The sequence below is a fragment of the Pygmaiobacter massiliensis genome (genome assembly GCF_900199435.1).
Lineage (GTDB): Bacteria > Bacillota > Clostridia > Oscillospirales > Ruminococcaceae > Pygmaiobacter > Pygmaiobacter massiliensis.
The window spans coordinates 1,164,979-1,179,710 of the sequence record NZ_OAML01000003.1 but is presented as its reverse complement, the minus strand read 5'-3'; the positions used below and the strand labels follow the sequence as shown (position 1 = coordinate 1,179,710).

13 protein-coding genes and 1 tRNA gene are annotated in these 14,732 nt (G+C 49.7%); 8 read left to right on the top strand and 6 right to left on the bottom strand.

What is annotated here, in order from left to right; genetic code table 11:
- Positions 1-174 precede the first annotated feature (174 nt).
- A tRNA-Leu gene (locus C1A11_RS10155) sits at positions 175-258 on the top strand.
- Positions 259-353: 95 nt separating this feature from the next.
- On the opposite strand, the gene C1A11_RS10150 is transcribed toward C1A11_RS10155, so the two are convergent.
- Positions 354-686, bottom strand: coding sequence for a rhodanese-like domain-containing protein (locus C1A11_RS10150; RefSeq protein WP_102050352.1), 333 nt, complete (start codon positions 684-686; stop codon positions 354-356).
- A gap of 234 nt (positions 687-920) precedes the next feature.
- On the opposite strand from C1A11_RS10150, the gene C1A11_RS10145 reads away from it, so the two are divergent.
- Positions 921-1,220 carry a hypothetical protein gene (locus tag C1A11_RS10145; protein WP_102050351.1) on the top strand — a complete coding sequence of 100 codons (300 nt, stop codon included), beginning with the start codon at positions 921-923 and terminating at the stop codon, positions 1,218-1,220.
- 73 nt (positions 1,221-1,293) lie between these two features.
- On the opposite strand, the gene C1A11_RS10140 is transcribed toward C1A11_RS10145, so the two are convergent.
- A complete protein-coding gene (locus tag C1A11_RS10140) occupies positions 1,294-2,559 on the bottom strand; it encodes a DNA recombination protein RmuC (RefSeq protein ID WP_102050350.1) in 1,266 nt (421 codons plus the stop codon).
- Positions 2,560-2,651: 92 nt separating this feature from the next.
- On the opposite strand from C1A11_RS10140, the gene C1A11_RS10135 reads away from it, so the two are divergent.
- The 6 genes from C1A11_RS10135 to C1A11_RS10110 all read left to right on the top strand — a co-directional run bounded on the left by C1A11_RS10135 (position 2,652) and on the right by C1A11_RS10110 (position 9,026).
- Positions 2,652-3,515, top strand: a complete 864-nt coding sequence (locus C1A11_RS10135; protein ID WP_102050349.1) for a polysaccharide deacetylase family protein — start codon at positions 2,652-2,654, stop codon at positions 3,513-3,515.
- 103 nt (positions 3,516-3,618) lie between these two features.
- Positions 3,619-4,485 carry a DUF5685 family protein gene (locus C1A11_RS10130; protein WP_102050348.1) on the top strand — a complete coding sequence of 289 codons (867 nt, stop codon included), beginning with the start codon at positions 3,619-3,621 and terminating at the stop codon, positions 4,483-4,485.
- 27 nt (positions 4,486-4,512) lie between these two features.
- Positions 4,513-5,115 carry a J domain-containing protein gene (locus C1A11_RS10125; RefSeq protein ID WP_102050347.1) on the top strand — a complete coding sequence of 201 codons (603 nt, stop codon included), beginning with the start codon at positions 4,513-4,515 and terminating at the stop codon, positions 5,113-5,115.
- 59 nt (positions 5,116-5,174) lie between these two features.
- Positions 5,175-5,708, top strand: coding sequence for a hypothetical protein (locus C1A11_RS10120; protein ID WP_102050346.1), 534 nt, complete (start codon positions 5,175-5,177; stop codon positions 5,706-5,708).
- Positions 5,709-6,215: 507 nt separating this feature from the next.
- Positions 6,216-8,036, top strand: coding sequence for a glutamine--fructose-6-phosphate transaminase (isomerizing) (glmS, locus tag C1A11_RS10115; protein ID WP_102050345.1), 1,821 nt, complete (start codon positions 6,216-6,218; stop codon positions 8,034-8,036).
- 234 nt (positions 8,037-8,270) lie between these two features.
- On the top strand, positions 8,271-9,026 hold the full coding sequence (locus tag C1A11_RS10110; protein WP_180950314.1) for a DUF624 domain-containing protein: 756 nt from the start codon (positions 8,271-8,273) through the stop codon (positions 9,024-9,026).
- A gap of 67 nt (positions 9,027-9,093) precedes the next feature.
- Here C1A11_RS10110 and C1A11_RS10105 read toward each other — a convergent pair whose 3' ends face one another.
- From C1A11_RS10105 to C1A11_RS10090, 4 genes are all read right to left on the bottom strand, one after another.
- Complete coding sequence (locus C1A11_RS10105) at positions 9,094-10,407, bottom strand: ABC transporter permease subunit (protein ID WP_102050343.1); 1,314 nt, start codon at positions 10,405-10,407, stop codon at positions 9,094-9,096.
- On the bottom strand, positions 10,404-11,507 hold the full coding sequence (locus tag C1A11_RS10100; protein ID WP_102050342.1) for an ABC transporter permease: 1,104 nt from the start codon (positions 11,505-11,507) through the stop codon (positions 10,404-10,406). The genes C1A11_RS10105 and C1A11_RS10100 overlap by 4 nt, the downstream gene beginning before the upstream one ends.
- Positions 11,500-13,041, bottom strand: coding sequence for an ATP-binding cassette domain-containing protein (locus C1A11_RS10095; RefSeq protein ID WP_102050341.1), 1,542 nt, complete (start codon positions 13,039-13,041; stop codon positions 11,500-11,502). Before C1A11_RS10095 ends, C1A11_RS10100 begins: the two co-directional genes overlap by 8 nt.
- 448 nt (positions 13,042-13,489) lie before the next feature.
- Complete coding sequence (locus C1A11_RS10090) at positions 13,490-14,689, bottom strand: ABC transporter substrate-binding protein (RefSeq protein ID WP_102051063.1); 1,200 nt, start codon at positions 14,687-14,689, stop codon at positions 13,490-13,492.
- Positions 14,690-14,732 lie beyond the last annotated feature (43 nt).

The window sequence follows — 14,732 nt, the reverse complement described above, 5'->3', positions numbered from 1 at the left end:
AGCGAGAAATGGGAGGCTTTCTTTTTCTATATTCGGTAAGAGTAATCTATTCACAAAATGCCATTTTTCAAAAAAAGCAAAAAAATGCAAAAAACTTGATTTTTATGCTTGACTTTTGCGTCTGTGGTATGATAGAATAATTCTCGCGGCACGGGAGACCGATGCCCAATATATGCGGAAGTGCTGGAATCGGCAGACAGGCACGTTTGAGGTGCGTGTGTCTATGACGTGTGGGTTCAAGTCCCATCTTCCGCACCAGAAAAACACCGAAGATTGAAAAATCTTCGGTGTTTTTCTTTTATTTATGCGTTTACACCTAAAACGAAAAAGCGAGCTCTTTGAGCTCGCTTTTTTCATTGCACCAGTTCGCCTTTCCACTGAGCTATGCCGCCTGCATTGATTACATGGGTATAACCCAAACGCTCAAGAATCCCCGCTGCCTGCGTGCTGCGTATCCCGCTTTGGCAATAAACAATCACAGTGGTACTCTTGTCTGGCACCAGCTCTTCCAACGCTTCGGTACGGGGCAGCGGCAGCGATTCGCTTAACGGCAGATGCCCTGCACGATACTCCTGGGGTGTGCGTACATCCAGAAGACGTACCTCGTTATCACCGCTCATCAGTTCAGGAACAGTATTAATATCTGTCAGCTTTGCAGATCGCGACTTTTTAAAAAATTGAAACATTTTGTGCCTCCGTCTATTTCTTATGTGCCAATTTTAACTTTTTAGCGCTTTTATTACAGTAACCTGATTACAAATTCTCCACGTTGTGCGAGAGGATAAGTGTTGTTTTACTTTGTAAGGGTTTCCTTTTTCGTCACAAAAATACCAGACTGTGAATTCACCTAATGCTTTTGGGTTCTGATACACGCGCAAGCGACATTGTGCATAATGTAAAGTCAGACAAGGAGGAGTACTATGAATTCGATTGCACTTTCTTTGGTGATTGCCGTTACGGTAGAAGGCATTATGGAATATCTAAAAACTCTTGTCTTGGCTTTTCAAAATAAAAAGTATAAAAAACTCGTTTACTATACTTCATCCTTGCTGCTTAGCATATTGCTTTGCTTTTTAGGCAAAATCGATTTATTCTCTACCCTAACTATAAAATTTTCACCGGCATGGTTGGGTGTTTTACTTACTGGCACCTTCGCTTCGCGCGGCACCAATTATATGGGGGCATTTACCTCCCAGCTGGAAACGGTGCGTGATGAATGAGCCATTTTCTCTCAAAGCTTATAAGCGCAAAAAAGAGCCGCCCAACACGGGCGGCTCTTTTTTATTATGTAGTTTATTCGTCTTCGTCGGCTGCGTCCAGCAATGCGCCGGTGGGGGCAGTGGGCAAACTCGTAACTTTTTTGAGTTTTCGCTGAATCTGACGCGTCCGCACGCCCACCAGATTTTCCAGCTCATCAGAAGCTTGGTTAATACGGTTTTGTGCCTGCGAAAGTGCTTTGCCGAAAGTTTCAAACTCCGACTTTACGCCGCCGAGAATATCCCAAACCTCGCTGGAACGCTTTTGGATGGCAAGCGTTTTAAAGCCCATCTGCAAGCTGTTCAGCAGGGCCGCCATGGTGGTAGGGCCAGCAATGTTCACCTTGTAGTCCGCCTGCAACCGTTCTACCATACCCCGACGTACCACCTCGGCATACAGCCCTTCTACCGGCAAGAACAGAATACCAAACTCGGTGGTTTCCGGCACATGAATGTATTTATCACGAATATCCTTTGCCTCGCTTCGAATACGGTTTTCAAGCGCTTTGCCCGCTGCGTTGATGGCATCGGAGTCGCCGCTGTCGTATGCATCCATCAGGTTGCTGTACAAATCGCCAGGGAACTTTGCATCGATAGGCAGATAGATTGATCCATCTTCTCCCGCAGGCAGCTTTACTGCAAATTCAACACGCTCTGAAGAGCCCTTGCGGGTCGCAACGTTTTCGTCATATTGATCCGGTGTCAAAATCTCCTGCAAAATTGCGCCCAATTGAATTTCGCCCAAAATACCACGTGTCTTAACGTTAGAGAGTACTTTTTTCAAATCACCAACGCCAGTGGCAAGGTTTTGCATTTCGCCAAGACCTTTGTACACCTGTTCCAATCGCTCATTCACAAGTCCAAAGCTCTTAGTCAGCTTATCCTCCAGTGTTTTCTGCAGTTTTTCATCCACCGTGGCGCGCATCTGCTCCAGGCGTTTGTTGTTATCGTCCTGCAGTGCTGCTATACGGTTTTCCATTGTGGCACGCACGCCAGTTAGCTGCTGCTCTGTCTGCACACCGAGGGTTTTAAAGCGTTCATCGAGTGCGCGCAGGCGGGCATCCTGCATGGTTGCTATCTGGCCTAATGCGGCAGACTGGCTTGCGCCATAGGTTTTCAGCGCTTCATTCACCGCAGTGGTCATTTCAGTACGGGTAGCGCGCAGCTCATCGCTTACATCGCGCCGCAAAGCGTCCAGCTCCGCGCGGGAAATCGCATTTTTATCGCGTTTGAGCAAACACAAAATCGAAACAACAAGGCAACCTGCCGAAAGCGCGGCCACCAGGTAAAGTAAAAAATCCATACAAATCTCCTTTAATAATCGGGGGATAGCTTACATAGACATAGTATAAATGCTTTGCCCAATAGAATCAACCGAAAGGTGGCCATCCCTTAATGTTTTGTTCGTTTCGTATCCGTAAACGCCATTTACTTACCGCACTTTGTGCCGTTTCGGCACTGGCAGTTTCGGTTTCGCTGCTAAAAGGCGGCGGTACCGAATACTGCACCAACGAAATGCTCGCGACCGCTGCAAAAGCCAACTCGGAGGTGGCGGAATCTCCCCCCACGCAGGACACCGGTGCCGAGGGTGAAAAAGTCGCCTATCTCACCTTCGATGATGGCCCGAGCGAAACCACAGAGCTGGTTTTGGATGTTTTAAAAGAATATGGCGTACGAGCGACCTTTTTTGTGTGCGCCGCTGAGAATAACGAAAACTATCTTCCTACCCTCACTCGTACGGTATCAGAAGGCCATCAGATTGGCCTGCATTCCAGCAGCCACAGCTACAAAAAGATTTACAGCAGCCCCGAAAGCTACTGGAACGACATTGAGGAATTGAAAGAGAAAATAGCCCCCTATGTAGGCGACACCGCTCATCTTACCTGCCTGCGCTTCCCTGGCGGCAGCACCAATTCTGTTTCGCACAAATATGGCGGCAGCGGCATTATGAAAACGCTAAAACAGCAAGCAGACGAAAAAGGTTACCGCTACTTTGACTGGAACAGTTGCGCCGACGACGCGGTGGGGGAGAAAAAATCTCCCGAAACTTTGTTGCAGCATGTCATGCGCGACACCAACAACCGTAAACGAGTGATTGTTCTAATGCATGACACCAAAGCCACGAAAACAACCGCACAAGCCCTGCCTGACATCATCGAATCTTTGCGTAAGGAAGGGTATGTGTTTGATGTGCTGGAAAATTATCCTCCAAAATCCGCAACCCCGGTTATAACGACTGAAAGCCAGCCGCCGGTCTGAAAATTCATCAAAAATTAACATAATTCCCCCTGCGCATATTTGTAATGCAATACGAAATCCTGTATAATAGTATTACTTTGTATGTGAAAAGGGGGATGTTTTTTTGTTTGGCACCATCACCCCGCTAACAGAGGAACTGCGCGTACGCGAGTACACCGAATACCGCAGCGTTTACTGTGGGCTTTGTAAAGAACTAAAGCGACGTTACGGCTTCTTCGCCCGTCTTTTGCTCAACTACGACCTTGTGCTGGTCGCGTTGCTGGCAGATGGCCTTTCCGGTGAAGATGGCGGCACCCGGCCGGAGCGCTGCATCGTTAACCCGGTGCGTCCGCGCCCCACTGCCGGTGAATCTGCCGGTCTTGCACTTGCCGCTGACAGTCTGCTGCTGCTTTCGTGGCACAAACTGCGCGATAATTTGCACGACGAAAAGCTTAGCAAAAAGCTGCTCTGTGCAGCCGCTCTGCCGTTCTATCATTTCCATTACCGCCGTGCAGCGCAGCATCGACCCGAGCTTTCCGCAGCCATTGCCGCTGCGATAGAAAAGCAATCTGCATTAGAAGCTGCGGGCTGCACCTCTCCCGATGAGGCCGCTGCCCCCACCGGCGAGATGCTCTCTGCTTTATTTGCCGACTGTGCAGAAGGTGCTGACCGCCCCGCTGCCGCAAGGCTTGGCATGTTTTTGGGACAGATTATTTATTTGCTGGATGCTGCTGATGATTTCGACGAAGATGCAGCCAGCGGCAGCTACAATGTTTACCATGCTGCCGGTATCCCGAGGGACGAAGCCCTGCGGCTTGCCAAAGAACAATGCAATATGCGCGCGGGCGAAGCCACGCTTTGCTATCATTTGCTGGCGATGCGCCGCTACCGCGAAATTTTTGATAATGTTATGTATCTGGGGCTACCAAAAGCAATTGCCGCAGCAGGCTGCCCCAAAAAGAAGGACAATCCTTCTGGCGAACTCGCTTAACATTCCTTTACAGAAAGGCTGATAAAAATGAGAGATCCTTACGAGGTACTGGGCCTTGCACCGGGTGCAAGCACCGACGAGATTAAATTAGCTTACAAAAAACTTGCTCAAAAATACAGTGCAGATAATTATGCCGGCAGCCCGCTGGAAGCAACCGCCAAAGAGCGCCTTGCTGAAATTGACGCAGCTTTTGACCAGCTGATGGGCCAAATCCGCACTGGTGGTGCCACTGCTGGCAGCAGCGCTGGCCAAACCGCCGGTGCCGGTACTGCCTATGCCGACATTCGCACCATGATTAACGAGGGGCGCGCTGATGAAGCCATGAGCCGACTTTCTGCCATGCCTGGTGCTGATACCGACGGCGAGTGGAACTTTTTGTATGGCAGTGCCCTTTATTACAAAGGCTGGCTTGCCGACGCTGTGCGCTATTTTGAAAAAGCTGTCAGCCTTGCACCGGGAAACCAGGAGTACCAGGCAGCTTACAACCGGCTGCGCAACTCGGCAAACGGCAACGTTGCTGGCAACCCCTACGGTGGCTACCAGCCCACTGCGGCCGGCTGCAACTGCTGCGACATGTGCACTGCATTGATGTGCATGGATATGTGCTGCGGCTGCGGGCGCGGATGCTAATCTGCCACCCCTCTGCGGGCCTTGCCGCGCAGTGTCTATTTTGAAAGGAAGTTTGCCTTATGCGTGAAAATAGCCGCAAGACCGCACTTTGCGGTGTACTTGCCGCCCTTTCCGCTGTAATGATGTTTATGGGCGGCTTACTGCCGCTTGCCACCTTTACTGCTCCGGCACTGGCCGGAATGTTCTTGCTGCCTCTCGCGCTGGAATTTGGAAAAAACAGCGGACTCATCGCCTATGCTGCTGTTGGCTTTATTGCATTTTTCATCGTTCCTGACCGAGAAATCAGCCTGATTTTTATTTTTTTTCTCGGTTATTACCCAATTATCAAATGGTCGCTTGACAAAATCAAGTCGTTCATCATACAATGGGGCACGAAACTTCTTTTGTTTAATGCCGCAATCTTTTCCATGTATGGCATCATTTTATTTTTGTTTCCCATCCGCGCCGTGGTAGAAGAATTTGCCGATAGTTCTTTTTGGTTTACCGTCGCACTTGTTCTTCTTGCTAACGTCGCGTTTATCATCTACGATCTTGCACTGGTCAAGATCCGGTTGATTTATTATTATCGGCTCCGTCCCAAGGTGCTGAAATAGTAGCATTGGACGAGGGAAAGGCCGAAACCAAAGAAAGGGGCTGAAAGAGAACAGTTTTATATGTAAAGCGCCGGGCCCGTTTGCAATGCGGGTGACGAGGTGCAGAGTTATCGAAAGATTCGGCGGATGCTCTGCTGGCCCTAGACGAGTTATGAACGTCGCTTTCCCGAGGGCCATATGAAAACGCACAAAGAACGGCAGCAATGCCGTAACAGAAGCGTTTTTAAGGGAACTTTTTGAATTTAATCGCTGCCGGAAGGGCGGCGGTGTGATATTTAAAGCTTGCCTGTAAACACTGCAACCGAAAGCAGGCGGCAAAAGTTTGCTTTGCCAGCAGCATTTTTGCTGTTTTCTTTGGCGGGCACAACTTCTTTTTACGATAATATAAACCGAGCCTCGCATTTTTGCGCAGGCCTTTGAGAAAGTGCGGCAGTTTGGGCGATACCCTCTGCGGTGCCTGGATAGCTGTCTGCATTTTTCTCTACACCATAAAGGAGAATATGTCTTATGTGTGGAATTGTTGGATACGTGGGCGAAAAAGAAGCCCAGAAAGTTTTAATCGATTGCCTTTCTAAACTGGAATACCGCGGATACGATTCTGCTGGCGTTGCACTGTTTGAAAAAGACGGAATTGAAGTAATCAAAGCAACCGGCCGCCTGCAGGTGCTTGCAGATGAAATTGCAAAGCGCACAGATTTGACCGCTACCTGCGGTATTGGACACACCCGCTGGGCAACCCACGGTGCCCCCTCTGATGTCAATAGCCACCCCCACTCCAGTGAGCGCATCACACTGGTGCACAATGGCATCATTGAAAACTATTTGAAACTGAAAGCACTGCTTACCGAAGCCGGCTACTCCTTCCAGAGCGAGACCGACACCGAAGTGCTCGTCAAGCTGCTGGATTACAACTATGACGGCGACCCGCTTTGCACCATCCTTAAAACGCTCTCGCAGGTGCGTGGCAGCTATGGCCTGGCCATCATGTTCCAAGATTATCCGGACCGCATCTATTCTGTGCGTAAAGAAAGCCCGCTCATTGTCGGCTACGGCGAAGGCGAAAACTTCCTGGCTTCGGATATTCCTGCTCTGCTCAAATACACGCGTGATTACAGCATCCTCGAAGAGGGTGAAATCGCTGAGATTACCAAAGAGAAAATCCAGTTTTATAACGAATTCGGCAACCCCATCAAAAAAGAGCGTCTGGTCGCTGACTGGGATGTCGAAGCAGCAGAAAAATGCGGCTATGCTCACTTTATGCTCAAAGAGATTCACGAGCAGCCCAAAGCAATGCTGCAAACCATCAGCTCCCGCATTGAGGACGGTCTGCCGAAGCTGCGACTGGAATCTATGACCACCGATTATCTGCGCAGCCTGCGCCGCATTCACATCGTCGCTTGCGGCACCGCAATGCACGCCGGCATGGTGGGCAAAACCGCCATCGAAAAGCTGTGCCGTGTACCGGTAGAGGTAGATATCGCTTCCGAGTTCCGCTATCGTGATCCCATCATCGAAAAAGATGAGCTGGTAATTATCATTTCGCAGAGCGGCGAAACGCTGGACACACTCGCTGCGCTGAAACTTGCAAAAGAAAAAGGCGCACATACCCTCGCTATCGTCAACGTGGTCGGCTCTTCTATCGCCCGTGCCGCCGATGATGTAATTTACACCTATGCCGGTCCCGAAATCGCTGTGGCAAGCACCAAGGCTTACAGCGTGCAGCTGGCAGTGCTTTATGTCTTTGCGCTTCGCCTTGCGCTGGCCCGCGGCACAAAATCCGAAGAGGAAATCCGCGCTGACGTAGCTGAGCTGCTTCGTTTGCCGGACCTGCTGGAGAAAGTGCTCGAGAGCAGTGACCGCATCAAATATCTCGCATCGCTATTCATGAACTGCGACGATCTGTTCTATCTCGGCCGTGGCTTTGACTATGCGCTTAGCCTCGAAGGTTCACTGAAGCTCAAAGAAATCAGCTACATTCACAGCGAAGCATATGCCGCTGGCGAACTGAAACACGGCACCATTAGCCTGATTGTGGATGGCACCCCTGTTATTGCTCTGGCAACCCAGGATGATGTCTTTGAAAAGACCATCAGCAATATCAAAGAAGTCAAGAGCCGTGGTGCCCGCGTTATTCTCTTTACCAAAGAGGGCGTGTCGGTTCCCCAGGATGTTGCGGATTATATCGTCACCCTGCCGAAATATGCTGAGCTCTTTATGCCGATGCTGACTGCGGTTCCGCTGCAGCTGTTCGCCTACTATATGGCGGTTCTGCGTGGTTGCGACGTTGATAAGCCACGCAACCTTGCTAAGAGTGTAACTGTAGAGTAATTTTCAGCGAACCGCTTGTTGCTGTAATCTTTAAAGGCACCTGTTTTAATACAGGTGCCTTTTCTCTTTTGTTTGTGCCCAGCAGTTTTTGCATACTCGAATATGCATAAAATCGTTGCTCGATCAATGTCTTTCTTTTGTATTTGGGCACGTTTTATGCTATACTTTTTGCAGCAGCAAGCAAAGGCTCTGCGCTTTTGCTGTACTGATTACCGGAAAGGAACAAGAAGTAATATGGGCTTTTTTCAATTAGGCGACCACCCCGTTGCCGAATCTCGTGCTGAAGGACCGCAGGACCGCGCAACTGGCCGCAAACTGCTTTTGCAAATTTTAAGTGAGCGGGGCTGGGACCTTGCGGTGTTTAACTTTATCTATTTTTTATTTTGTGCGCCGATGCTTTGGGCGCTCTGGTCTTTTCTTACCGAAGTCCCTTTGCTTATTTCAGCAGGTATGCTTATCCTTTCCGGCTTGCTTGCAGGCCCGGCTTCGGTCGCTATGGCTAAACTCGTTGCTAGTCTGTTGCGCGGTACTGCGTACGACCCTTACCGTATCTTCTTCTCGGCTTTTCGCGAGAATTGGCGCCGAGGGGCGCTGGCAGGTGTTGCGGCGCATGCTGTGGCGGCCGTCCTGCTTGTTTCGGCTGTCTTTTATCTGTTTAACCCCGGCGCTGTTTCGGCTGTTCTGCTCACCTTCTGCGGCCTGCTGACACTTGCTCTTGTTTTGGTAATGTTCTATGTTTATATGATGCTTGCAAATATCCAGCTTCCCACGTCTGCCACACTGCGCAATGCCGTGCTTTTGCTTTTGCTCATGCCAGCGCGCACTGGCTGCATGGTTCTTCTTTTGCTTGGTGCCACAATAGCCTGCCTAATTGCAATGCCTTATACGCTTTTTCTTGTCCCTATCGTTTACTTTAGTTTTCTGTGGCTTTTTTGCGGATACTTGTGCTGGCAAACAATTCTCGGCCATGTTGCAAAGCCAGAAGAATAAGCTGCTCGTAATTGTTTGTAAAACAAAACTCCCCTCACCTGCTTTTGCGGTGAGAGGAGTTTTTTATTTAATCGCCGGTTGTGCCCTCAGCAGCAGAAACATCCTGCGAAGCTTGCTCCGGCTGTGCCGGTCTCTTCGGTGTTCTCGGCTTACGAGGTTTGCGAACCGGCTTTTTTTCCAGTTCGTCAGCAACGGGTTGCCCGTCTACTTTTGGGGTTGGTGCCGTTTTAGTTAGCTTTTTTGTTTTACCACGCGGCTTTGCAGCTTTCTCCGCTTTTTCAGCCTTTTCGGCCTTTTCGGCTTTTGCCTGTTCCTGCTTTTCGCGCAGTTTTTTCTGTTTTTCTGCCTGTTTTTGTTCTTCTTTCAGTCTTTTCTCGTCTTTCAGCTTTTGTTCCGCCTGGGTTACTTGCTTACGCATACCCATCTTAAAGCGGTGACGATGACGGAACACGTGCAACAGCATCAAAATCAGCGCGGCAAGGTAAACCAAACTGCGCACCAGAGGCAACGGCATTTTCTCAACGGTAGAGAGCATCGCCGGCAAAGCCGTAAGAATACTGAGCAACAGCGCAAAACCGCAGCTTTTGCCAAGGCGTCCACCTGCTGCAAATACTACAACAAGTGCTAGGTAGCCGTAGCTCTGCGGTGCAGCACTTTCGCTGCTGTATATAATGCCAGAGCCGAGTACACAGCCAATACCTGCAAAGCTTGCAAGCAGACCAGAAATAAGCAGGCCCTTCATCTTCAAAGCTGAAACCTGCACACCGGCATTTACAAGCGCCGTGGGGTTTTCTTCCGCAGCACGCAGGCAAAGGCCGAGCCGTGTACGGTTTACCAGCATATAGATGCCCACCGGCACAAACGCCGTAAGCCAAGACAAAATACTTGATTGACCAAGAATAGGCCCAATGATGGGGATTCCATCTAAAAAAGCAAGCCGCACAACAGGCAATTTGCTGATGGCCGCAGTGCTTACAATGCTTGCAGCAAGCCCGGTGATAACAAGGCTAAAGTGCCGTGCCGCATAGTTTGCAACAAGTCCCACGATAATATCGTTGCCGCCAGCATAAATAATCAACCAGCCAACAAGGGCGGTAAAAACCACGCCTGCAAACACACCTGCCAGCACGCCAGCCAGTACAGAAATCGCGCCCGGTTTGTCGCCCATCCAGTGGGTGGTGAGCTGTGAAAACAAAAAGGCAAAACACGCACTCACAAGAATAGTGCCATCTAATGCCAGGTTGAAAATGCCACTTCTGCGCGCCATAAAGGCAGCCAGCGTCGCAAGCAGAAAAATCGTCGCTACCAGCACCAATTTTTGAATGCTAATATCGCTGATAAGGTTTTCCATCACGGTTAAAATCCAATCAAACCAGCTCATTTCGGCTCCACCTCCCCAGTGTCAGTTGTGTGCCGAACAAGCTTTTGCATGAAAGGCAGCCCTGCCGGATATTTTTTGGAAATATAACGGAAGGCAAAAAGGAACAAAAGAATCATCGCCTGTGCCAGGCCGCCAAGTCCCTGCGAAATACCGGTATTTTGCTCTAAAAACAGTCCGCCGGTATTTAAATAGCCAAACAGCAGTGCCGAAAGCGGAACCCACGCAGGGTTGCAGTTTACCAGCAATGCCACAATAATACCTGCAAAACCGATGTTGGAAAAGACACCGTCCCAGGTATATCTCGGCGCAATACCCATCATCTGTATGGCGCCGCCAAGCCCTGCCATGGCGCCCGCAAATACTTGGGAAAACATAACGATGCCCGCAGAAGAAAGCCCAACGTAAGTGGCAAGGTTCTGGCTAGCCCCTACCATGCGCACTTCATAGCCGCGGCGGGTACGGTAAAGCACCAGATAAGCAATGATGCCAGCTGCAATCGCAAACAGGGTGCCTACACGCACCATTGGGGAATGCAGAATCACCGGCAGGCGCATCCGCTCAGGAATGCTGAACGAGACGGTTTCTGTCTGCAACGGGTCCGCCATAAAACGCTCCAGCAGCCAAGTGGTAACCTGCAGAATGAAAAAGTTCATAATTGCAGAGCTTAAGGTAACATTTACGCCGTGCTTTGCATGCATCTGCGCTGGCACCCATGCTGCTGACATACCAGAAACTGCGCCTATAAACAGTGCACCGACAATAAGAAAGCTGCTCGGCTTTGTATTGTTGTAGAGCAAAAACAGACTGACAGTGCAAGCACCCAACAAAAATGAGCCCTCAGTAATCAGGCTGTATTGCCGGCACTGATACATTACTGATACGCCGATTGCAATGAAGGTAAACGTGGTTGCCGCATTTATCATCTCGCTCCAGCCGTTAGCGGTGGTAAGTGGCAGAATGAAAAAGCTCTTAAGGGCTTCTCCTCTGCCGCCGGTAGCAAACAAAAGCAAAAATAACAGGCAAACTGCAAGCGATGCCACAATAGCAAGCAAGCTATGCTGCACTTTTTGTGAAAGAGGAAGTTTCTTTTTGTTATTCAAAGCACATAGCCTCCATTTCTTCGCGGGTCATGCACAGCTCGCCCGAAATATATTGGTCCAGAAGCTCCTGCTCGGGCTTACCCTGACAGCAAGCTGTCTGACGGCCCTGATGCAGCACCAAAGAGCTGTCTGCCAAAAGGCGATATTCCTCTGCATCCGTCGGCACCAGCAAAATTGCGGTGCCTTCGCGGCGCAGTTCGAGCAGCTTTTGGCGCAACAGCGACGCATTCGCGCCACTGGTGCCCGCTGTGGGGCGATAAGCAATCAGCAGCACCGGCTCGTTAGAGCATTCTCTTGCAAACAGCAACTTCTGTTTCGATGCAGAAGACAATGTGCTAGCCAGATCATTTACATCATCGTAGTCAATTTGGTATTCTTCCAGCAGGTGCTGTGCTTCCTGCGCGAGTTTGTCGTTATCCAGCAGGCCCTCGTTCAGATATTCCGGGTTGGAATACTGATACGGCAGCAAGTTTTCTTGAATGCTCAGCGTGTTGGCAACACCAGTACGGTGAGAAGCCGCAATCAGGAACGACACGCCCAGTGCACGGGTGCCCTGTACGCCGTCTTTGGTAACATCGTCATCGTATACGGCAATCTGCCCGCCTACAATGTGCCCCAGCCCCGCAATGGCTTCGCACAGAGTGTGGGTGCCACTGCTTGCGTTGCCCAGCACTGCTAAAATTTCTCCTTCACGCACTGAAAAATTAATGTCGGTAAGCGCAGTGAGCCCCGGCGTGTGATAGGTAGCAAGGTTGCGCACTTTCAGCACGGTATCCTGGGGACGAAACGGTGATTTAAGCAGCGGCTTAATTGCTCTTTCCGAGGTAATGCCGCGGCGCAGCTCGGTGGCGGTGGTGGCTGCCACCTCAACTGGCTCCTGCGTGGTACCGTCGCGCATAATCGTAACCCGGTCGCAAATATGCATGACCTCTTTTTCGTGATTCGTCACGTACAATATTGTAATGCCTGCATCTTTCAACTTGCGCAGCATTGTAAACAGGTACTCTACCTGCGCCATGCTGATATGAGAAGAGGGCTCATCGATAATCAGCAGCTTGACCCCTTGGTGCACGGCTTTGAGCAATTCTGTTTCCAGCGCATCCTCTTCATTCAGGCGCACCGCAAGCTGGTTTGGGTCCAGCACAATGCCAAACTGGTCGATAAGAGCCTGTGTAGTTTTCACCGCTTGTTCTTTATCAAACAAAAAGCCTTCGCCTTTGCCCAGACAGATGTTTTCAGCCACAGTCAACGAAGGAACCAGATCAGACCGTTTTTGCAGCTTGAAAACGCCATGCTGCGCTGCCTCTGCCGGCGTTTTCACCGTATAGGGCTTGTCCTCCAGCAAAATGACGCCTTCGTCCGGCGGCAATACGCCCGAAAGCAGCTTAACGAAAGTGGATTTACCCGCACCGTTTTCGCCCAGCAACCCATGAATTTCGCCTTTGCGGACCTCAAGATTTGCGTCGTGTATGGCAACAAAGCCCTCTCGATAGGCTTTGGTGATATGTTGCATTTGCAATGCAAATTCAGACATTAATGCTTCATTCCTTTCCGCGGCTCGGCTTATCTTGTGCACCAGAACTTGTCACAGGAGGCAAAGCCAGAGTTTGAAAAACTTTCAAACTAAAATCGAGTATCGGCAGCTTTCAACCACCTAAGTAGATTTCTGCATATATGAATATATTTTATCCTAAAATCGACCAAAAGTAAACCTGCCCGCCTGTTTTTCACAAGGCTGACACACCAAGAAACAGCAAAATTATCGATGAAAGTTACCGTTTTGCATCCGCTGCGCCTTTGTAGTTCTTCCCTCACTTTTGTAAGAGATAAAATATAGCATCTGGTCTTTTTGGCTTGTTTTCCTAGTTTTTTCTAGAATGCGTCAAAAGACATAATAAAAGAGCGAAAAATAAAGCAAGAAGGGCAAAGAAAAAAACAAGCCGCCCGTCAGCAGAGTGCTGAGAGCGGCTTGCCATTTTTTGTTAATAGTCGTCGCGCTTTTTGCGCACGTTTTTGCGCCAGATGCTCAGGATAATTACCGCTACCGCAATCAACATCAGCACTGGAATAATCCATCCGCTGCCACCCTCTTCGTGGGCTTTCATGCTGCTCCATGCAGCGTCCATTGCAGTATTGATTTCTTCCGGTAGCACCTCAAACACCTCAGTGTTCTCAAGCACCTCTTCAGAAGGATACATAATCGGGCTGTTTGCCAGCTCTTCCGGCAGCAGCTTCACTGCTTCTACCTGCGGGGTGGAATATCCAATAAACTCGCAGTTGGCAAGGGCCACTTCTGTTTCGCACATATAGTTGATGAACATCTCGGCAGCCTCTTTGTTGGTGCTGCCTTTCGGGATGCACATTGCATCAACGAAATAGTTCGTGCCCTCTTTGGGAATCGCAAAAGCAAGGTCTGGATTATCTTCAATCATTGTGATGGCATCGCCTGCATAGTAAGGGGCAAGCGCAGCCTCTCCGCCGGTCATTTTATCAAAGATTTCGTCCATGACATAAGCCTGCACGATGGGCTTTTGCTTTTTCAGCTCAGCGGCAATCTCATCGATTTCTTTCTGGGAGGAAGGATTGAGGCTAAGCCCCAGCTTTTTTGCGGCAATTGCAAACGCATCGCGGCTGTTGTTGAACATCAGCACGTTGCCGCTATAAGCTGCATCCCACAAAATGTCCCAGCTGTCTACTTCGCCATCTACCATGGTGGTGTTGTACACGACACCCACAACGCCCCAGGTGTAGGGCACGCTGTATTTTTCGTCGGAATCATAGGCAAGACCTTTGTACTGGTCGCCAATCATTTTATAGTTGGGGATGTTATCGAAGTTCAGCTCTGCAAGCATCCCCTCCTGCGCCATCTTACCAATCATATAGTCGCTGGGAATAATGACATCGTAATCCGCACCACCGGATTTGATTTTTGCATACATGCTCTCGTTGGTGTCGTAGGTGGTGTAGTTTACTTTAATGCCAGTCAGCTCTTCAAAGTCTTTCACCACATCTGCAGCACCATCGCTGCCGTCAGAAATATAAAGGCCCCAGTTATACACGTTTAGCGTAACACCTGCACCTTTAAAACGGGTATAGTTATAATCAGACTTTGTTTCTGCTGCGGCTGCCGAAACCATTGGCAGCATCGCAGTAAGCACCAGCGCAAGCAGTGCCGAAATCATTTTTTTCAATTCTGTTCCATCCCCTTTTTCACCGAGTAACGCG